At 70.6% G+C, this 17,343-nt stretch carries 14 protein-coding genes; 7 read left to right on the top strand and 7 right to left on the bottom strand.

What is annotated here, in order from left to right:
* The first annotated feature begins 19 nt into the window (after positions 1–19).
* The 7 genes from H4W80_RS28970 to H4W80_RS29000 all read left to right on the top strand — a co-directional run bounded on the left by H4W80_RS28970 (position 20) and on the right by H4W80_RS29000 (position 7,338).
* The gene (locus H4W80_RS28970) at positions 20–985 is read left to right on the top strand and encodes a LysR family transcriptional regulator (RefSeq protein ID WP_192787975.1); all 966 of its coding nucleotides are present in this window, start codon (positions 20–22) and stop codon (positions 983–985) included.
* A complete protein-coding gene (locus tag H4W80_RS28975) occupies positions 982–2,115 on the top strand; it encodes a PP2C family protein-serine/threonine phosphatase (protein WP_192787976.1) in 1,134 nt (377 codons plus the stop codon). Before H4W80_RS28970 ends, H4W80_RS28975 begins: the two co-directional genes overlap by 4 nt.
* Positions 2,112–3,257 carry a sensor histidine kinase gene (locus H4W80_RS28980; protein ID WP_192787977.1) on the top strand — a complete coding sequence of 382 codons (1,146 nt, stop codon included), beginning with the start codon at positions 2,112–2,114 and terminating at the stop codon, positions 3,255–3,257. The genes H4W80_RS28975 and H4W80_RS28980 overlap by 4 nt, the downstream gene beginning before the upstream one ends.
* Complete coding sequence (locus H4W80_RS28985) at positions 3,250–3,711, top strand: response regulator (protein WP_192787978.1); 462 nt, start codon at positions 3,250–3,252, stop codon at positions 3,709–3,711. Before H4W80_RS28980 ends, H4W80_RS28985 begins: the two co-directional genes overlap by 8 nt.
* A gap of 181 nt (positions 3,712–3,892) precedes the next feature.
* On the top strand, positions 3,893–4,678 hold the full coding sequence (locus tag H4W80_RS28990) for a hypothetical protein (RefSeq protein ID WP_192787979.1): 786 nt from the start codon (positions 3,893–3,895) through the stop codon (positions 4,676–4,678).
* A 12-nt stretch (positions 4,679–4,690) separates the two neighbouring features.
* Complete coding sequence (locus H4W80_RS28995; RefSeq protein WP_192787980.1) at positions 4,691–6,589, top strand: fumarate reductase/succinate dehydrogenase flavoprotein subunit; 1,899 nt, start codon at positions 4,691–4,693, stop codon at positions 6,587–6,589.
* A complete protein-coding gene (locus H4W80_RS29000; RefSeq protein ID WP_192787981.1) occupies positions 6,586–7,338 on the top strand; it encodes a succinate dehydrogenase/fumarate reductase iron-sulfur subunit in 753 nt (250 codons plus the stop codon). Before H4W80_RS28995 ends, H4W80_RS29000 begins: the two co-directional genes overlap by 4 nt.
* Before the next feature lie 55 nt (positions 7,339–7,393).
* On the opposite strand, the gene H4W80_RS29005 is transcribed toward H4W80_RS29000, so the two are convergent.
* The 7 genes from H4W80_RS29005 to H4W80_RS29035 all read right to left on the bottom strand — a co-directional run bounded on the left by H4W80_RS29005 (position 7,394) and on the right by H4W80_RS29035 (position 17,303).
* Positions 7,394–8,704, bottom strand: coding sequence for a hypothetical protein (locus H4W80_RS29005; RefSeq protein ID WP_192787982.1), 1,311 nt, complete (start codon positions 8,702–8,704; stop codon positions 7,394–7,396).
* A gap of 78 nt (positions 8,705–8,782) precedes the next feature.
* Entirely contained in the window at positions 8,783–10,291 is a 1,509-nt protein-coding gene (locus H4W80_RS29010; RefSeq protein WP_192787983.1) for a hypothetical protein, read from the bottom strand.
* Between the two features lie 112 nt (positions 10,292–10,403).
* Positions 10,404–10,808 carry a (deoxy)nucleoside triphosphate pyrophosphohydrolase gene (locus H4W80_RS29015; protein WP_318787107.1) on the bottom strand — a complete coding sequence of 135 codons (405 nt, stop codon included), beginning with the start codon at positions 10,806–10,808 and terminating at the stop codon, positions 10,404–10,406.
* A complete protein-coding gene (locus tag H4W80_RS29020) occupies positions 10,805–11,899 on the bottom strand; it encodes a C40 family peptidase (RefSeq protein ID WP_192787984.1) in 1,095 nt (364 codons plus the stop codon). Before H4W80_RS29020 ends, H4W80_RS29015 begins: the two co-directional genes overlap by 4 nt.
* Positions 11,896–12,522 (bottom strand): hypothetical protein, encoded by a 627-nt coding sequence (locus tag H4W80_RS29025; protein WP_192787985.1) that lies wholly within the window; start codon positions 12,520–12,522, stop codon positions 11,896–11,898. The genes H4W80_RS29020 and H4W80_RS29025 overlap by 4 nt, the downstream gene beginning before the upstream one ends.
* A gap of 6 nt (positions 12,523–12,528) precedes the next feature.
* On the bottom strand, positions 12,529–14,829 hold the full coding sequence (locus tag H4W80_RS29030) for a type IV secretion system protein (RefSeq protein WP_192787986.1): 2,301 nt from the start codon (positions 14,827–14,829) through the stop codon (positions 12,529–12,531).
* Positions 14,826–17,303 (bottom strand): ATP-binding protein, encoded by a 2,478-nt coding sequence (locus H4W80_RS29035; RefSeq protein WP_192787987.1) that lies wholly within the window; start codon positions 17,301–17,303, stop codon positions 14,826–14,828. Before H4W80_RS29035 ends, H4W80_RS29030 begins: the two co-directional genes overlap by 4 nt.
* Positions 17,304–17,343 lie beyond the last annotated feature (40 nt).

The following is a 17,343-nucleotide window of genomic DNA, read 5'->3' on the forward strand; positions in this document are numbered from 1 at the left end:
TCGGTGCGAGGAAAATCACATGCAGTTGCAGCAGCTCGCGTACTTCGTGGCAGTCGCGGAGGCCAGGCACTTCACCCAGGCGGCCGAGCGCATGAGGGTCGCGCAGCCGTCGCTCAGCAAGCAGATCAAGGCCCTGGAGGCCGATCTGGGCGCCCCGCTGTTCTCCCGGGCGCGGGGCAACGTCACGCTGACGCCGGCCGGTGAGGCGCTGCTGCCGCTCGCCCGCAGGATCCTCGCCGACGCCGACACCGCCAGGCAGGAGGTGGCCCAGCTCGCCGGGCTCCGCCGGGGCCGGGTGCGGCTCGGCGCCACGCCGTCGCTCTGCGCGGGGCTGATGGCCGACGCGCTGGCCCGCTTCCACCGCGCGTACCCGGGGATCGAGCTCCTGGTGGAGGAGGGCGGCTCGCGTGACCTCGTCAGGGCGCTCGCGCGGGGGCAGCTCGACCTGTCGCTGATCATCATGCCGCTGCAGAGCGACGACCCCTCTCTGGTGACCGAGGAGATCCTGCGGGAGAACCTCGTGGTGGCCGCGCCCTCCCACGAGCGGCCGAAGGGACCGTACATGGAGATCGAGGCCCTGCGCGGGCGCCAGATGGTGATGTTCAGGCGCGGCTACGACCTGCGGGAGGCCACGCTGACGGCCTGCCGGCAGGCCGGGTTCGAGCCCAGGTTCTCGGTGCAGGGCGGCGAGATGGACGCCGTGCTGCGGTTCGTGGAGGCGGGGCTGGGCGTGGCCGTGGTGCCCTCGATGGTGCTCGACGGGCGGCCCGGGCTGTCCGGCACGCCGCTCGCGCCGCCCGGGCTCAGCCGTACGATCGCACTGGCCCAACGCAAGGACGTCGAGCCGACCAGGGCCGCCCAGGCGTTCAGGGAGACCCTGCTGTCGTTCGTCGTGGAGGCAGGTCACGAGGGCACGCTTCCGCAAGGGGTCGATCTCATCGCAGAATTACCTTGGACAGACCGACCCCCTGGTGAGGCGTTTTGACGGCACATCTTTCGGAGACGCTGACGCTGCTCCTGATCGAGGACGACGACGGCGACGCCTTCCTGGTGGAGGAGCTCCTCAAGCAGGCCCTCGCGCCGCCCAAGGTCTTCTGGGCGCGCAGCCTGCAGGAGGCCAGGGCCAAGCTGACGCCGCAGATCCAGTGCGTGCTGGTCGATCTCTCGCTGCCCGACGCCAGCGGCCTGGAGGCCCTGGAAGAGGTGCTAGCGCTGGCGCCGCACACCGCCGTGCTGGTCCTCACCGGGCTCAGGGACGCGCACGTGGGCGTGGCCGCCGTCCAGGCCGGCGCGCAGGACTACCTGGTCAAGAGCGACGTCGACGAGCGGCTGCTGGCCAGGGCGATCCGCTACTCGATGGAGCGCAAGCGGGCCGACCTGGCCCACGTCAGCCTCGTGCAGGCGGAGCTGACGGCCAAGGAGAACTCCAGGCTGCAGAACGCCCTGCTCCCCGGCGCCCTGCTGCGTACCGGGGCGATCGAGCACGTCACCCGCTACCTGCCGGGCAGCGGCGGCACGCTGGCCGGCGACTTCTTCGACACCGTGCAGACGCCGGACGGCTCGGTGCACATCGTGGTCGGCGACGTGTGCGGGCACGGCCCCGACGAGGCGGCCCTCGGCGTGGCGCTGCGCATCGCCTGGCGCACGCTGGTCCTGGCCGGTCAGACGGACGACACGCTGCTGCGCACGCTCGACGCCGTGCTGCGGGCCGAGCGCAACACCCCCGAGATCTTCACCACCCTGTGCATGGCCACGATCGCCCCCGACCTGCGGCACGCCAGGATGCGCGTGGTCGGGCACCCGCCGCCCGTGCTGGTGCGCGACGGCGTCGTCCAGGTCGTCGACGAGGCGCCCTCCGGGCCGCCGCTCGGGATCTTCTCCGACGCGGAGTGGTCGGTGATCGACGTGCCGCTGGGCGACGAGTGGTCCATGATGCTCTACACCGACGGCCTGATCGAGGCCGCGGTGGGCGAGGGCAGGGAGCTGCTCGGCGTGGAGGGCCTGATCGATCTCGTACGCGAGCACGGCGCCATCGACCTCGACCGGCTCATCACCCACGTGGGCACGCTGAGCGACGACCTCGCCGTGGTCCTGGTCCGGAGGAGGAGAGCATGAGCATCAACCCGCTGCCTCCCCCCAGGGAGCCGACCGGGCTGGGCAGGCTGCCCGTGGCCCGCTGGTTCCTGATCATGGGGCTGGTGGCCGGTGTCGTGCTCCTGGCCGGCATCGTGATCGCGATGATGTTCGGCTCGCGGGCCCGCGCGCTGGCCCGGGCGCCCGGCGTCGCGGAACAGCTCGACCAGCTCAACATGGTGCTGATCGTGCTCTTCGCGGTGATGCTCGCGTTCGGCATCGCGCTGGCCTTCATCATCCGCTTCGCCGTGCTGAAGCCCATCGACCAGCTCGCCCAGCAGGTCCGCACGGTGGCCGCCGGCGACTTCGACCACACCCTGCACGTCGACAGGCCGGCGGAGCTGGCCGTGCTGTCCAGCCACGTCGACTCCATGCGGCGCCGCATCGTGTCGGCCTGGCGGATGGCCGACGACCAGGCCGAGGAGCTGCGCAGGTCCAACGGGGAGCTGGAGCAGTTCGCGTACGTGGCCAGCCACGACCTGCAGGAGCCGCTGCGCAAGATCGCCAGCTTCACGCAGATGCTGGAGCAGCGCTACGGCTCGGAGCTCGACGAGCGGGCCAAGCAGTACATCCACTACGCCGTCGACGGCGCCAAGCGCATGCAGCTGCTGATCAACGACCTGCTCGACTTCTCCAGGGTCAGCCGGGTGACCGGCGGGAAGACCACGGTCGACACGGGGAAGACGCTCGACACGGCGCTGGACAACCTGTCGGCCACGATCGAGGACACCGAGGCCACGGTCACCAGGGACGAGCTGCCCGCGATCAGGGGCAACCGGGTGCAGCTCACGCAGCTGTTCCAGAACCTGGTCGAGAACGCGATCAAGTTCCGCTCCGAGGCCTCCCCGCGCATCCACATCGGGGCCACCAGGTCCGGCGACATGTGGGAGTTCAGCTGCTCCGACAACGGCATCGGGGTCGAGTCGAAGTACGCCGACCGCATCTTCCTGATCTTCCAGCGACTCCATCCCCGCGACGTGTACCCGGGTACTGGCATCGGGCTGGCACTTTGCCGCAAGATCGTCGAGTACCACGGCGGACAGCTCTGGCTCGACGGCGATGCCGAAGGGCGGGGCGCGACGTTCCGCTGGACACTGCCGGCCGCGGGAGACGACGATGCATGAGGGGCGCCCCATCGAGGTGCTTCTGGTGGAGGACGACCAGGGTGACATCCTGCTCACCAAGGAGGCCTTCGACTTCAACAAGGTACGAAACCGGCTCAACGTGGTCAACGACGGTGAGCAGGCGATGGCGTACCTGCGTAACGAGGACGGATACACCGACGCGCCGCGGCCCGACCTCATCCTGCTCGACCTCAACCTGCCGAGGATGAGCGGCATGGAGGTGCTGGCCGAGGTCAAGGCCGACGCCGGGTTGCGGACGATCCCGGTGGTGATCCTGACGACCTCTGAGGCGGAGGAGGACATCCTGCACAGCTACCGGTTGCATGCCAACGCATATGTGTCCAAACCGGTGGATTTTGAGCAATTTATCCGAGTTGTCCGTCAGATAGATGATTTTTTCGTGACTGTGGTTAAGTTGCCCGCCCAAGGGCAGCGCCCTGACGGGCGTACGTGACAGGAATCACAGCTAGTCATCGAAATTGTGAGTGACCCCGCTCACAAATTCGCATGCTGTCGTCGTAACGTATCCCCCACCAACGCGCGCCTGAGCGGTCGCTCGCCGCCCGCGCGCCCAGCGAATACGAAAACCACGGACCCCCTGCGCGACGGGTCCGCGGGAGGTGGAGAGGTCCGCGATGACCCAGACTACGCCCGACGCTCCGGTCAGAAGGCAGCGAGCGCAAGTCAAGGTGCGCACGCTGCGCACCGACAGATGGTGGCTTGTTCCGCTGCTGACGTTCCTCGGGCTCAGCTCATTCCTTGTCTACGGCGTGTGGGCGATCATCGACAACAGCTATTTCGTCGATCCCTACATCGCGCCGTTCTCGTCGCCCTGCCTGGCGACGTCCTGTCCTGAGGGGGCCCGGCTGTTCGGCCTGGCGCCGTTCGGCGACTGGTACGCACTGCCGCCGGGGCTGCTGATCCTCGGCCTGCCGGGCGGTTTCCGGCTTACCTGCTACTACTACCGCAAGTCCTACTATCGCTCCTTCTGGCTCTCGCCTCCGGCGTGCGCCGTCCAGGAGCCGCACGGCAAGTACACCGGCGAGCGGCGCTTCCCGCTGATCATGCAGAACGTGCACCGCTACTTCTTCTACGCGGCCATCGTGATCGGCCTCATCCTGGCCTACGACGCCGTCCTGGCGCTCGTCCACAAGCCGGACGGACTGGGCACCTGGATCCTGGTCCTCAACGCCGTCCTGATCAACGCCTACACGCTGTCGTGCCACTCCTGCAGGCACATCACCGCGGGCAGGCTCAACCACTTCTCTCGTCACCCGCTGCGCTACCGGGCCTGGACGTTCGTGTCCAAGCTCAACGCCAAGCACCAACCCCTCGCGTGGGCCTCGATGTTCTCCGTCATGGGCGCCGACCTGTACGTCCGCCTGGTGGCCAAGGGCATCATCGCCTTCCCGTACGCGTAAGGACCAGCTTCAGTGGATAACTCGCTTAACACAGAGCGTCACGAATACGACGTCGTCGTCATCGGCGCGGGCGGCGCCGGCCTGCGGGCCGCGATCGAGGCCCGCCAGCAGGGCAAGAAGACGGCGATCGTGTGCAAGTCGCTGTTCGGCAAGGCGCACACCGTCATGGCCGAGGGCGGCGCGGCCGCCGCGATGGGCAACGTCAACCCGGCCGACAACTGGCAGGTGCACTTCCGTGACACCATGCGCGGCGGCAAGTTCCTCAACAACTGGCGGATGGCCGAGCTGCACGCCAAGGAGGCGCCCGACCGCGTCTGGGAGCTGGAGGCCTGGGGCGCGCTGTTCGACCGCACCAAGGACGGCAAGATCAGCCAGCGCAACTTCGGCGGGCACGAGTACCCGCGGCTCGCACACGTGGGCGACCGTACCGGCCTGGAGCTGATCCGCACGCTGCAGCAGCGCGTCGTCGCCCTCCAGCAGGAGGACTACGAGAAGCACGGCGACTACGAGGCCTACATCAAGGTCTTCGCCGAGTGCACGATCACGCGGCTGCTCAAGGACGGGGAGCGGATCTCGGGCGCGTTCGGCTACTGGCGCGAGTCCGGAAATTTCGTGCTTTTCGATGCGCCCACCGTGGTCCTGGCCACCGGCGGCATCGGCAAGTCGTACGTCGTCACCTCCAACTCCTGGGAGTACACCGGCGACGGCCACGCCCTGGCCCTGCTCGCCGGCGCCAACCTGATCAACATGGAGTTCATCCAGTTCCACCCCACGGGGATGGTCTGGCCGCCCTCCGTGCGCGGCATCCTCGTCACCGAGTCCGTCCGCGGTGACGGCGGCGTGCTGCGCAACTCCGAGGGCAAGCGCTTCATGTTCGACTACATCCCGGACGTCTTCAAGGACAAGTACGCGACCACGGAGGAGGAGGGCGACCGCTGGTACACCGACCAGGCCAACAACCGGCGCCCGCCGGAGCTCCTGCCGCGTGACGAGGTGGCCCGCGCGATCAACGCCGAGGTGAAGGCCGGTCGCGGCTCACCCCAGGGCGGCGTCTTCCTCGACGTCTCGACCCGGCTGCCCGCCGAGGAGATCAAGAAGCGGCTGCCGTCGATGCACCACCAGTTCAAGGAACTGGCCGACGTCGACATCACTGCCGAGCCCATGCAGGTGGGCCCGACCTGCCACTACATCATGGGCGGCGTCGAGGTGGACGCCGACACCGGCGCGGCGGCCGTGCCGGGGCTCTTCGCCGCGGGCGAGGTGTCCGGCGGCATGCACGGCTCCAACCGGCTGGGCGGCAACTCGCTGTCCGACCTGCTGGTGTTCGGGCGCCGGGCGGGCGCGGGCGCGGCGGCGTACGTGGACTCGCTGGAGGCACGTCCCAAGGTCCTGCCCGAGCTCGTGGAGGAGGCCCGCCAGGAGGCGCTGGCGCCGCTGGGGCGCGACGGCGAGAACCCGTACGAGGTCCACCACGAGCTCCAGCGGACGATGAACGACCTGGTCGGCATCATCCGCAAGGCCGAGGAGGTCGCCGAGGCGCTCCAGGTCGTGGAGAAGCTCAAGGAGCGCGCCCAGGTGGTCGGCGCGGCCGGGTCCCGCATCTACAACCCCGGCTGGCACCTCGCGATCGACCTGCGCAACATGGTGCTGGTCTCGCAGTGCGTGGCGCGCGCCGCGCTGCTGCGCGAGGAGAGCCGCGGCGGGCACACCCGCGACGACTTCCCCGGGATGAACCCGGAATGGCGCCGCAAGCTGCTCGTCTGCTCCACCGAGGACGGCTCCACGGTCAAGGTCGAGGAGAAGCTCCAGCAGAGCATGCGCGACGACCTGATCACCCTGTTCGACCGGGACGAGCTGAAGAAGTACCTCACCGACGAAGAGATGGCCGAGTTCGACGGGATTTCGAAATGAGCTACAAGGCGAAGTTCAAGGTCTGGCGGGGTGAGGGCGGTGAGGGCAAGCTCGAGGACTTCACCGTCGAGGTGAACGAGGGCGAGGTCGTCCTCGACATCATCCACCGGCTGCAGGCCACGCAGGCGCCCGACCTGGCGGTGCGCTGGAACTGCAAGGCGGGCAAGTGCGGCTCGTGCAGCATGGAGATCAACGGCAAGCCGCGGCTGGGCTGCATGACCCGGATGTCCACCTTCGAGGAGGACGAGACCATCACGGTCACGCCGATGCGGACGTTCCCGGTGATCAAGGACCTGGTGACGGACGTGTCGTTCAACTACCAGAAGGCGCGGGAGGTCCCGTCCTTCACGCCGCCGGACGGCGTCCGGCCCGGCGAATACCGGATGCAGCAGGTCGATGTCGAGCGGTCCCAGGAGTTCCGCAAGTGCATCGAGTGCTTCATGTGCAACAACGTCTGCCACGTCATCCGTGACCACGAGGAGAACAAGGCCAGCTTCTCCGGCCCCCGGTTCCTCATGCGGATCGCGGAGCTGGACATGCACCCGTACGACGTGGCCGACCGCCAGGAGGCGGCGCAGGATCAGCACGGGCTCGGCTACTGCAACATCACCAAGTGCTGCACCGAGGTCTGCCCCGAGCACATCAAGATCACCGACAACGCGCTGATCCCGATGAAGGAGCGCGTGGTGGACCGCAAGTACGACCCGCTGGTGTGGCTCGGCAACAAGATCTTCAAGCGCGCCAAGTAGGCACGCGCGAATGAGGGGGGCTGGATCTCCAGCCCCCCCTCATTTCGTTGTCCGGCTACTTCTTGCGGCCCCAGCGCCTGCGCTTGGGGTCCGGCAGCTCCTTGGTCTGCTCCGGCTGCCCGGGCTCCGGCGGCAGCGGCTGGACGACGGTCGCCTCCGCGTCGGGCGCCAGGTAGGGCGGCGGGTCGTACGCCTGCTGCTCCTGGTTCCTGGCCGGCGGGTCGAACAGCGACTGGCCGCCACCCTGCCACGGCTCCGAGTCGCCGGACTCCGCCGCCGAGACCGCGCCGAGCGGGCGCTCCTGGCCTGGGACCTCGTAAGGGTCGGCGCCGCCCGGCGGGATGTCCGGCGGCGGCGGGTCCGCCGGGACCAGCGGCTCGAACGGGTCGCGGAACTCCTTGGGCTTGGGCGGCTCGTGGTTGAAGGAGTCGAACTCGTCCGGGTGCAGCACCACGGGCTCCGTCGTCGCCGGCGGCGGCGGGGCCTCCTGCGGGTAAGTCTGGGGCGGGTAGTGGTGCTCCTCGTAGCCGGGGACCGGGCCGCTCGGATACGTCTGCACGGGGACGAAGCTGATGATCGGCGCGTACGCCGTGCCGCCCGGATAGCCGGGCGCGGGGAAGCCCGCCGTCGTGTAGTAACCGGGCCCCGCGGGGTAGCCGCCGCCCGGCGGAGGCGGAGGCAGGTCCGGGCGGCCCGGCTGCGGCCCGGCCTTGCGCACGGCCGCCGCGTGGGCCATCCGGCGCAGGCGTCCCTCGAAGATCAGGACGGCGAAGAGCGCGAGCAGGACCAGCACCAGCGCCGGGATGCTGAGCTTCTGCGTCAGCGACTTCTGGTCGAACTCCGGCGCCGCGTTACGCAGCTCCAGCGGCACCTCCTCGGAGGAGGCGGGCTGCGTGTCGCTCGGCTGCGCCGGCGGCGGCGTGACGGGATCGGAGGACGCGATCTCCGGCATGTCGACGGCCGTCTCGGAGGTGGTCTCCGTGGGGGTCGAGACCGGCAGCTGCTCGACGGTCTGGGTGGGCAGCGGCTGCGGATTCTGCTGCGTCGCCGGAGCACTGGTGGTCGCCGGAGGCGTCGTGCTCTTGGTCGGCTTGGGGGTCTTGCTCGCCTTCGTCGGAGTCGAGGTGACGGTCTTGGTGATCGTCGTCTCCGGCTCCTCCGGCTCCGGAGTGCCCGCCGTCTCGGTGACCGTCACGGTGGTCTCCGGCGTCGTGTCGCACGTCTCGCCGACGTCACAGGGATCGACCGGCTGGTACGCCGACACGGACGCGCTCGCGCTCTGTACGATGAACGGTGTCGCCCCGACGCCGGCCAGCCCCAGCGCCAGGACGACAGCGGACGCGGCCGTCGCTCGCGTGCGTGCCACCGGTGCCCTCCGCGTATCCCGGAACCTTGGTCAAGGGAATACTAGTCGGGTCAAAGTAACAGTAAAGCCCGAATTAACCTACGTTTTGCTTTTTCGGCGTCTTTGCACCGTGCCAATCAACCACAGGGCCCCCAGCAGCGCTCCGATGCCTCCGAGGACCACCGGCACCCCTTTCGGACCGTCGAGCGGGCTCGCCCACGCGACAGGGCGGGCGTGCTTCCGCGCCGCGGCCACATTCCACGGCAGCGGCACCACGCCTTCGGCGCCGCGGGTGGGCTGCCCGGTCGCTCCCGGAGCGGCTTGCGGCGCCGCCATGCCGGGCAGGAGAGGCCCGCCGGCCGGCGGGGGCGACGCGCCGGGCATGACCAGCGCGGGCGGGGCTCCGGGCACCGGCTGCGGCACGGACTCCGGCAGCCTCGGCGCCTGCGGCAGACCCTGCGGCAGCCCTTGGGGCACCTGCGGCAGCCCCTGAGGCAACTGCGGCACCTGCGGGAGCCCTTGAGGCAACTGCGGAACGGCCTGAGGCGGCCGCTGCAAGCCCTCTGGAAGCTGCGGCACCGCCTGGCGCCGCTGCACGCCCTCAGGCAGCTGCGGCACGGCCTGAGCCAGCCCCTGCCCCTGCGGGGCGGCCTGGGGCAGTCCCTGCGCCTGTGGCGCGCCCTGAGGCAGCCCGGCCAGGCCCGGCGCGCCCTGCGGCCACTGCGGCGCCAGCTGGGGCTGCCGCCGAGCCTGCGGCACGCCGAGGCCGCCGCCCTTCAACCGGCGCGCGGTCCCTCCGGCCGCCTGACGCCGCGGCGCGGCCGCCTCGGCGGGCCACTGGCCCTCGAGCAGCACGCCGGCCCCGGCCAGCAACCGGCGTCCGGCGCGCTCCCCGACGACCTCCGCCTCTTCCGTGTCGGTCCGCACCTTCGCCCAGGCCCGTGCTGGCGGGGCGGGCTGTTGCAGCTGAGCGAGGATTCGTTCCTTCGCCTCGGCGTACTCCCGTCCGCCGGGCACGCCGGACGGCGCGACGAGGGCGGTGGGCCGGGGCTCGGCCGGGCTCACGCGGACCGCCGGGCCGCTGAAGCCCGCGTCCTCGTCCATGACGCGCGTGGCGGCGGTCTTGGTCTTGGTCGTCTCCGGATCGCCCGCGTCGGCCCGCATCCCGGCCACCGCCGCGAGCACCACCTGCTTCGCCCCCGACGGCGTGGTGAGCGTCACCTCCACTTCCCGCTCACCGGCCAGGTCGCCCAGCTCGCACACCCGCGCCCCGGGCGGGACCGTGCTCGGCAGCGCCGAGCCGCCCGTGACGCTCAGCGCCTGGGCCGCCAGCGCCCGCGCGGCCCGCACCCCGGCCCGGGCCGCCCCAAGGTTCGGCTCCGCGGCGGGCACGGGCGCCGAAGGCGTGCCCGCGGCCGCCGGGGCGCACGACACCTGGGTCAGCGCCGCCGCCGGGTTGGCCGCGATCGCCACCTTGACCCCGTCGGCCATCCCGTTGAGCCGCACCCGGAACCGCTGGACGTCGCCCGTCCTGATCCACTGCCCGGGCGTGCTCAACCGCTCCAGCACCAGCGAGACCCGGGAGGCCGCCAAAGGCACAGAGGGCACAGCCGCCAGGATCAGTGCGCCCGCAATGATCCAGCCACGCCGCATCACTCCCAACTCCCCCGTTGCGACAGATGTCACTCTTGGTAGTCATTCTGTCACACAGAGGAAGCGCCTAATCCCGCGAAAGGAGCAGATTCTCCACAGTCTTCATCACGGGCAGATCCGCCCCGAGCCACTCGACCGAGTAGTACTCGCCGGGCCCCAGCCACCGCAGCGCCAGGTGCTCCCGAGCCTCCGGCACCCCCGAGGCCAGCGAGCACAGCCACACGCGCAGCACGTACCCCTCGGAAAGCGCCCAGTCCCCGCCCACCTGCTCACCCACCGTGACCTCCACGCCGAGCTCCTCGCGGCACTCGCGGACGAGCGCCGCCGTCTCGCTCTCGCCGGGATCCACCTTCCCGCCAGGGAACTCCCAGCCACCCGCGAGCGCCGGCGGCTCGGCGCGCTGGGCGGCCAGCACCCGAGCGCCCGGCGCGACGATCACCGCGGCCACCACGACCGTGTCGAAAACGTTCACAGGGAAGGATTCTGCAGCTTCTTCAGCTGCTCGAGCACGTCGGGGTTCTGCAGGGGACGGGTGAAGCCGATGCGGTTGTCCCGCGCCTGATAGCTGGTGACCTTGATCGGCCCGCACAGCCGGCACCGGGCCTCCAGCATCTTGCCCTTCGACACGACGAGCCCGACGTGGCCGGGGTTGTCGGCGGACGTGCCCGGACCGGCGTTGAAGAACACCAGGTCACCGGGCTGTTCCTGGCCGTCTAAAACCTTCACGCCGAACGGCCACTGCCCGAACGTCGTCCGCGGGATCGTCAGCCCCGCCTCCCGGTACGCCGCGAAGATGACGCCCGAGCAGTCGAACGCGTCGGGCCCCGTCCCGCCCCACAGATACGGCTTGCCGCGCTGCGCCAGCGCGTATTCCAAAATCTTGGCCACGATGTCGCTCGGCGCGGCCTCCACCAGCGAGTCGTCGCATTCCTCCGAAGCCTGCGGCGGCACCTTGACGTCGCCCGACTTGGCGTATTTCCTGGCGATCGCCTCGACCTGGTCCACGTACCACCAGGCCCGGTTGTAGACGAACAGCGCCTGCCGCACGTTCTCCGGGGCGCCGTTGCGCTTGAGCATCCGCGCGGCGCCGAGGATCGCGTCGGCCGGGTTGTAGACGTCACCCACCCCGTCGCCGTCGCCGTCGGAGGCGTAGCCGGTGAACTTCGACGACATCGCGACCCTGGCCTTGCCGCCCCACGTCGAGATCAGGAACTGCATCGGCCCGGCCGCGCCCGCGTAGTTGGTGCCGCTCTTGACGCCCGGCAGGTTGGAGCGGCCGTGGTCGGTCTCGCGCTTGCCCACGGCGGCCAGGATGTTCCACTGGACGCCGATCTTCTTGCCGTACTGCTTGTAGAACTCCAGGTATTCGGCGGGGATGTCCGACGTCGCCGAGTCGGACACCTCCTCCACCTGCGTGTTGTCCTTGCAGTCGGGCGAGGTGCCGCCGTCGCTGAGGAACGACGGCATCGAGATCAGCAGCATCGGCGACACGATGACCGCCACCAGGAGCAGCACACCGGCGACGCCGATCAGCAGCGCCAGCCGGGTACGTGAGAGCTTCACCCCGAGGTGTCCCCCTCCTGGCCCTCCGAGGCAGGCCGGATGTCGAAGATCCGCCAGTCGGCTCCCGACTGGGTCACCGTGACCGCGTACTCCTCCTGGGCCGTCTGGTTACCGCTCTTGGCGGTGACCTGCCTGGCCGAGGCGACCACGAAGATGATGGAGTTCTTCTCGATCTGCCTGATCTCCTTCAGCCTGGCCGTGGCCTTGGAGACGGTCTGGTCGTCGCGGTTCTGCTCGACGGTGCCCGCCGAGGTCATCGTCCTGGTCAGCTGGTTGCCGAGCTCGGCCGTCGTGTACGCCTTCACGCGGGTCGCGTACGCCGCCGGGTCCTCGTCGTACCTGAAGGTGCCGTACTCGGCGGTGAACCGCTCGGCCAGGTCCGCTGTCGCGGCGAGTTGCTCCTTCTTCATCGGCAGGAACGAGTAGATGTCGAACGGCGCGGCGCTCGCGGTCGCCAGCGGCGTGTTCGCCGGGGCCGGCGCGCCGGTGACACTGACCGGCTCCTGGCTGGGCCCGGCCCGCTCCTCCGGGTCGGGCCACATGGTCAGGTAGATGCCGACCGCGGCGATGATCACGACGACGGCGGCGAAGGCCAACCCCCGCCTGTCACCTCGCTGCACCATGTTCGTTCAGTCCTTGTCCGGGCTGCTCGGCTTGAGCCAGAACGGCACATCCGTGCTGTCGCCTCCGGAGCCGCCGTTGCGGCTGCCGCGCAGCCAGAGCGGCGGTGCCTCGGAGGTGCGGGACGAGGGCTCGTCCGAGCCGAAGATCCGGGGGCCGGACGAGCCGCCGGACGGCCTGGAGCCGCCGCCCGACCGGGAGCCGCCGTTGGACCTCGAACCGCCGCCGAACAGGCCGCCACCCGAACCGCCGCCCGAGCCCCCCGAACCGCCGGAGCCGCCGCCGAACAGGCCGCCGCCGCCGCTCCCGCGCGAGCGCGTGCCGCCCGAGCGGGACCCGCCCGAGCCGCCGAACCGGGACCCGCGCGACCCGCCGGACGAACCGCGCGACCCCGACGACGAGCCGCCGCGGGACGCCCAGCCACCGCCGGACCGGCCGCCGAACCAGCCACCCGCCGAACCGCCACCGGAACCACCCGAACCGCCGGTTCCGCCGGAGGCCGTGCCACCGGCCGCGGCGGCCGGCCGGGGGCCGCCCGCCGCGGGACCGCGCGTGCGGGTGGGCGCGCCCAGGTTGAGCGGCGGCGCCGTGCCCCTGCGCGGCTCCAGCGGAACCCTGGCGGCCGCCTTGCCGCCCTGCTCGGTGTCCAGCGGCGCGGCCGTGGCCGGTACGCGGGTGCCCGTGGGAACGCCCTCGCCCTCCTCGGCGCGCACCCGGGCCTGACCCGCGGTGGCCGCCGCCGTGGCCGCGGCGCCCGCCGGGTTGGCCGCCCCGGCCGCCCTGATGATCGGCTCGGCCTTGCGCAGCCCCCAGCGGCCGATCCTGGCCGAGGCGACCGGCGGCAGCGCGCCCGCGGACCGCTCGAGGACCGACGAGCTCGCCGCCTCGCCCAGCATGCGGGTGGTGACCGTGTGGCCGTTCATCGAGGCGAACAGGTGCTGGAACGGCCTGCGGTAGAAGAACACCGCGATCGTCAGCAGGGCCATGAACAGCACCTGCAGCCCCCACGGCATGGCCGTGGAGATGATCAGCGCGTACCCGTAGACGAGGACGCTGAGCACCAGCGTGAGCACGGCCTGCCTGAGCAGCGTGCCCACGAGCATCTCCACCCAGCGCATGGCGACGATCCGGCCGCTGCCCGGGTGGACGCCGATCAGCAGGAACACGGGTCCGAGGATCAGCAGCAGCAGGAAGCCCACCTTCAGCACCAGCAGCGAGACCGCCACCAGGAAGATGAGCAGCCCGGCCACGATCGCCGCGATGAACGCGCCGACCGCCACGCCGAGCCGGTTGGACCAGTCACGGCCGGAGAAGACGGTGTAGACGGGGTCGTTCTTGAGCTTGTCGGCCAGCGAGGCGTACTCCGACTGGCGGGCGCCCACGTCGGGCGCCGGCTGGCCGGCCACGGCCCGCGGGACCGACTGCATCTCCAGCACCTTGCGGCCCCAGTCGCGCACGATCGGCTGCTGCGGGTCGGCGGTGCCGAACAGGCCCACCAGCCACGGCTTGCAGACCAGGGTGGACCACAGCGCGTCGGCGTTCTGGTCGACGCCCGGCGTGCCGTTCTGGGCGTAGCCGCCGGCCTGGACCTTCGCGTCCGTGCCGCCGGGCGGCGGCAGGCAGGAGGCGCCGCCCGCGCCCGGCAGGCCGGAGAAGGCCGAGTTGACGACCTCGCCGGTCTTGTCGGTCACGACCTTGCCCAGGCCGGTGAAGTCGCCGGGACGGCTCAGGAACCAGACCGCCACGGTGACGGCCAGCACCATCCAGATCACGCCCTCGGCGGTCGTGGTGGCGCGCTTGCGGATCAGCCCGTACCAGGCCAGCCAGATGGCGCCGAGGATGACGATCGGCTGGAGGAAGGGCCAGTACATGGCCTTGGAGAGGTTGGTGACGATGTCGTCGACCACGTCCTTGATCGCCTGGAGCGGTCCCTCCGTCGCCGCCGCCTGGTACGTGGTGATCGTCAGCCGGTCGATGGCCTTGGCCGCGGTGAAGATGCCGTTGGCCCACATGTTGCCGAGCACGGCCACGTAGTCGGAGCAGCCCAGGTCGTGGGTGTGCCAGAACTGGCCGCTCATGCCGAACTGGGCGTAGTTGGTGGTCGGCGTCTGCGGCCCGCCCTCGGGGGCGGGCGCCTGGATCAGGCCGTCGGTGCCGCCGCCGACCATCTCCGGGTTGAGCGGGCCCGACAGGTCGCAGGGCGCCGCGGCGGCCGGGGCCGACAGCCCGCCCACCACGATCGGCACCACGAGAATGCTCATGGCGAGCGCCAGCGCCAGTGCGAGCCGTCGAGACAGCCGGATCTTCATGACCGTACCTCCTGCGCCCTGCCCACGCCCCCCTGAAGATCATCATGCCCGCTGCCGTCGGGTTTGTCGTGTGTCGGGTTCGTGTCGAGCCAACGGAGAAGTTCCTCGGAGATCAGGTCTACTCCGATCCGCCCAGCCCTGCCATCCAGATCGCGGAATACGCATTCGCCGTTGCCGAGCGAGCGCAGCACGGCCTTGTGCTCCTCCGACGGCTCCACCCCGAGCAGGGACATGACGTGCTCCACCTCCACCCGTTCGGTGGACCTGAACGCGAAGACGGACGACAGGCAGTTGGTCACCTGCTCGTTGAGCAGGTCGCCCGCGTTCTGCGAGACCAGCACGAGGGCGGTGTTGCGGGAGCGGCCCATCCGGCTGACCTCGGGCACCAGCTTGGCGCCCTCGGGCGTGGAGGTGATCGCCCACGCCTCGTCCAGGAAGATCGCCTTCGGGGCGCGCCGGTCGAGGCCGTTCATCAGCCTGCGCGCGAACTGGGAGACCAGGTAGAGCAGCGCCACCGACAACCGCTGCTCGTAGGAGTAGTCGTCCCTGGTCGTGGCCACGTCGGGCAGCGTCAGCCCGCCCAGCGTGAAGACGGTCGTCCACCCCTCGCTGTCGATCTGGTCGCCGCCCGAGGCGTCGAAGCAGAGCCTGGCCAGGTGCATCTCCGACATGGAGCGCAGCACCGCGCCCAGGTTCTTCGAGGCGGGGTCGTCGGCCTGCTCCAGGAAGTCGACGACCTTGCCCAGCGACGGGTCGGGCGCGTTGGAGACCGCCGCCACCGCCTGGATCATCGCCGACTCGCGCTCCTCCGACATGCGGGGCAGCAGCAGCCGCAGCGTCTCGGTCGCCATGGTCTTCTTCGCCGCGATGTCGTCGCCGAACGAGAACGGGTCGAGCAGCCCCGGCGCCGCCGAGCCCAGCGGGATGATGCGGGCCTTGCGGCCCCGCTTCTCCAGCAGCCGCACCAGCGACTCGGCGTCGCCCTTCGGGTCGATCACCGCGACCGTCACGCCCCTGAGCGCCATCTGGTAGATCATCAGCAGCGCGAGCGTGGTCTTGCCGCCGCCGGGCTCGCCGGTGATCGCGATGGCGGTCGGCCGGTTGCGGGTGGCCGCCACCAGCGGGTCGAAGTGCACGATGCTGCGGGCCCTGCCGACGGTCTCGCCGATGTACGGGCCGAGCCAGCCTTCGTGGCCGTCGCCCAGCCGGTCGCCGAGGTCGACGGTGGCGGTGGCCATGCCGCCCGCGATGGTGCGCAGGGGCTGCCGCTGCGCGTAGGCGTTGACGCGTACCTTCTCGCCCGGCAGCGTCTCGCAGAACAGCGAGAACTGGTCGCCCGTCGAGTTGACCACGTCGATGCCCATGTCGCGGTAGTGCTCGACGACCGCCTCCACGCGCTGCACGCAGATGTCCTCGGTGGGGGCCGACACGATCAGGCGGTGCCAGCCGTACACGAAGGGCAGCCGTTCCTTCGTGATGCCGTGCTCCAGCATGCGGGCCGCGTCGATCTGCTCGGCCAGCGCCAGCGGCGCCTCCGCGCCGGCCTCGCGGATGTGGTGGTCCATGTCGCGGGCGTGCGCGAGCTTGCGCGCGACGTCCTTGGACGCCTTGACCGGCGGGATCAGCCGCATCCGCGACGAGATCTCCACCGGGAAGGCGAGCTGGTCCGCGAAGTGCATCCACGGCTCGCCGTCCGGGAACGGCATGAGGTCGGGGAACCTCGCGAACGACAGGTAGGCCACGTACGAGTCGCCCTGCGGCTGCACGATGCGCAGCAGCGACCTGCCGTTGTGGATCTCCCCCTCGACCAGCGACTCGATCTCGCCCTTGCCCCAGCGCCGCTTCGGGCTGGCCGACGGCGGCGGGTCGCCGAGCGCGCCCGCGGCCGCGTGCTGGAACAGCCACGCCACCTCGGCGGAGGTGGCGTGCCTGGCGTAGAGAGCGCTCGACGAGAGCGCCCTGCCGAGGCGTTCGGCCTGCTCGGTCCAGCGCCCGATCTCGCTGTCGGGGACGTGGTCGTCCTCCATGCCGAGCGCCTTCTCGGTCTTCTGGTAGAAGCCGAAGAGCTGGGACAGCACGCCGGTGCCGAGCTGCTTGCCGCGCGGGCCGAGCCGCACGCCGATGAAGACCTCCTTGGACCAGAAGTCCTTCGCCCAGACGTGCCGGTACATCTCCTCCAGGTAGTCGCGCCAGCCGGGCCCCTCGTCGGAGGTGGCGTTGAGCGCCATGGCCCACTCCGCGGCCGGGTACGTGCGGTGCGCGACCCTCAGGTGAACCTCGGCGTCGGGCATCCTGATCGCGGCCAGCGCGATCGTGATGTTGGTGGCCAGCGCCTCCCGTTCGTCGGGTGTGACGAACTCGTAGCTGACCGTCGGAAGGCGGAAGTACGCCCATGCGCAGGTGTCCGTGAGCAGGATGCGGTCGTCGAAATACCGGACCGCCAGGCGCTGGTGCGCTCGTGCCGCCCTGCTCATGCCGCCCCCTCGGCGCATGAACGGGCCAGACCTGCTCGCT

The sequence above is a fragment of the Nonomuraea angiospora genome (assembly GCF_014873145.1).
In the GTDB taxonomy this organism is placed as follows: domain Bacteria; phylum Actinomycetota; class Actinomycetes; order Streptosporangiales; family Streptosporangiaceae; genus Nonomuraea; species Nonomuraea angiospora.

Coding starts and splice junctions, on each gene's coding strand:
- H4W80_RS28990 (WP_192787979.1), top strand. CDS start 3,893: ATGACCCAGACTACGCCCGACGCTCCGGTCAGAAGGCAGCGAGCGCAA.
- H4W80_RS29025 (WP_192787985.1), bottom strand. CDS start 12,522: ATGGTGCAGCGAGGTGACAGGCGGGGGTTGGCCTTCGCCGCCGTCGTC.
- H4W80_RS28985 (WP_192787978.1), top strand. CDS start 3,250: ATGCATGAGGGGCGCCCCATCGAGGTGCTTCTGGTGGAGGACGACCAG.
- H4W80_RS28970 (WP_192787975.1), top strand. CDS start 20: ATGCAGTTGCAGCAGCTCGCGTACTTCGTGGCAGTCGCGGAGGCCAGG.
- H4W80_RS28980 (WP_192787977.1), top strand. CDS start 2,112: ATGAGCATCAACCCGCTGCCTCCCCCCAGGGAGCCGACCGGGCTGGGC.
- H4W80_RS29030 (WP_192787986.1), bottom strand. CDS start 14,829: ATGAAGATCCGGCTGTCTCGACGGCTCGCACTGGCGCTGGCGCTCGCC.
- H4W80_RS29000 (WP_192787981.1), top strand. CDS start 6,586: ATGAGCTACAAGGCGAAGTTCAAGGTCTGGCGGGGTGAGGGCGGTGAG.
- H4W80_RS29035 (WP_192787987.1), bottom strand. CDS start 17,303: ATGAGCAGGGCGGCACGAGCGCACCAGCGCCTGGCGGTCCGGTATTTC.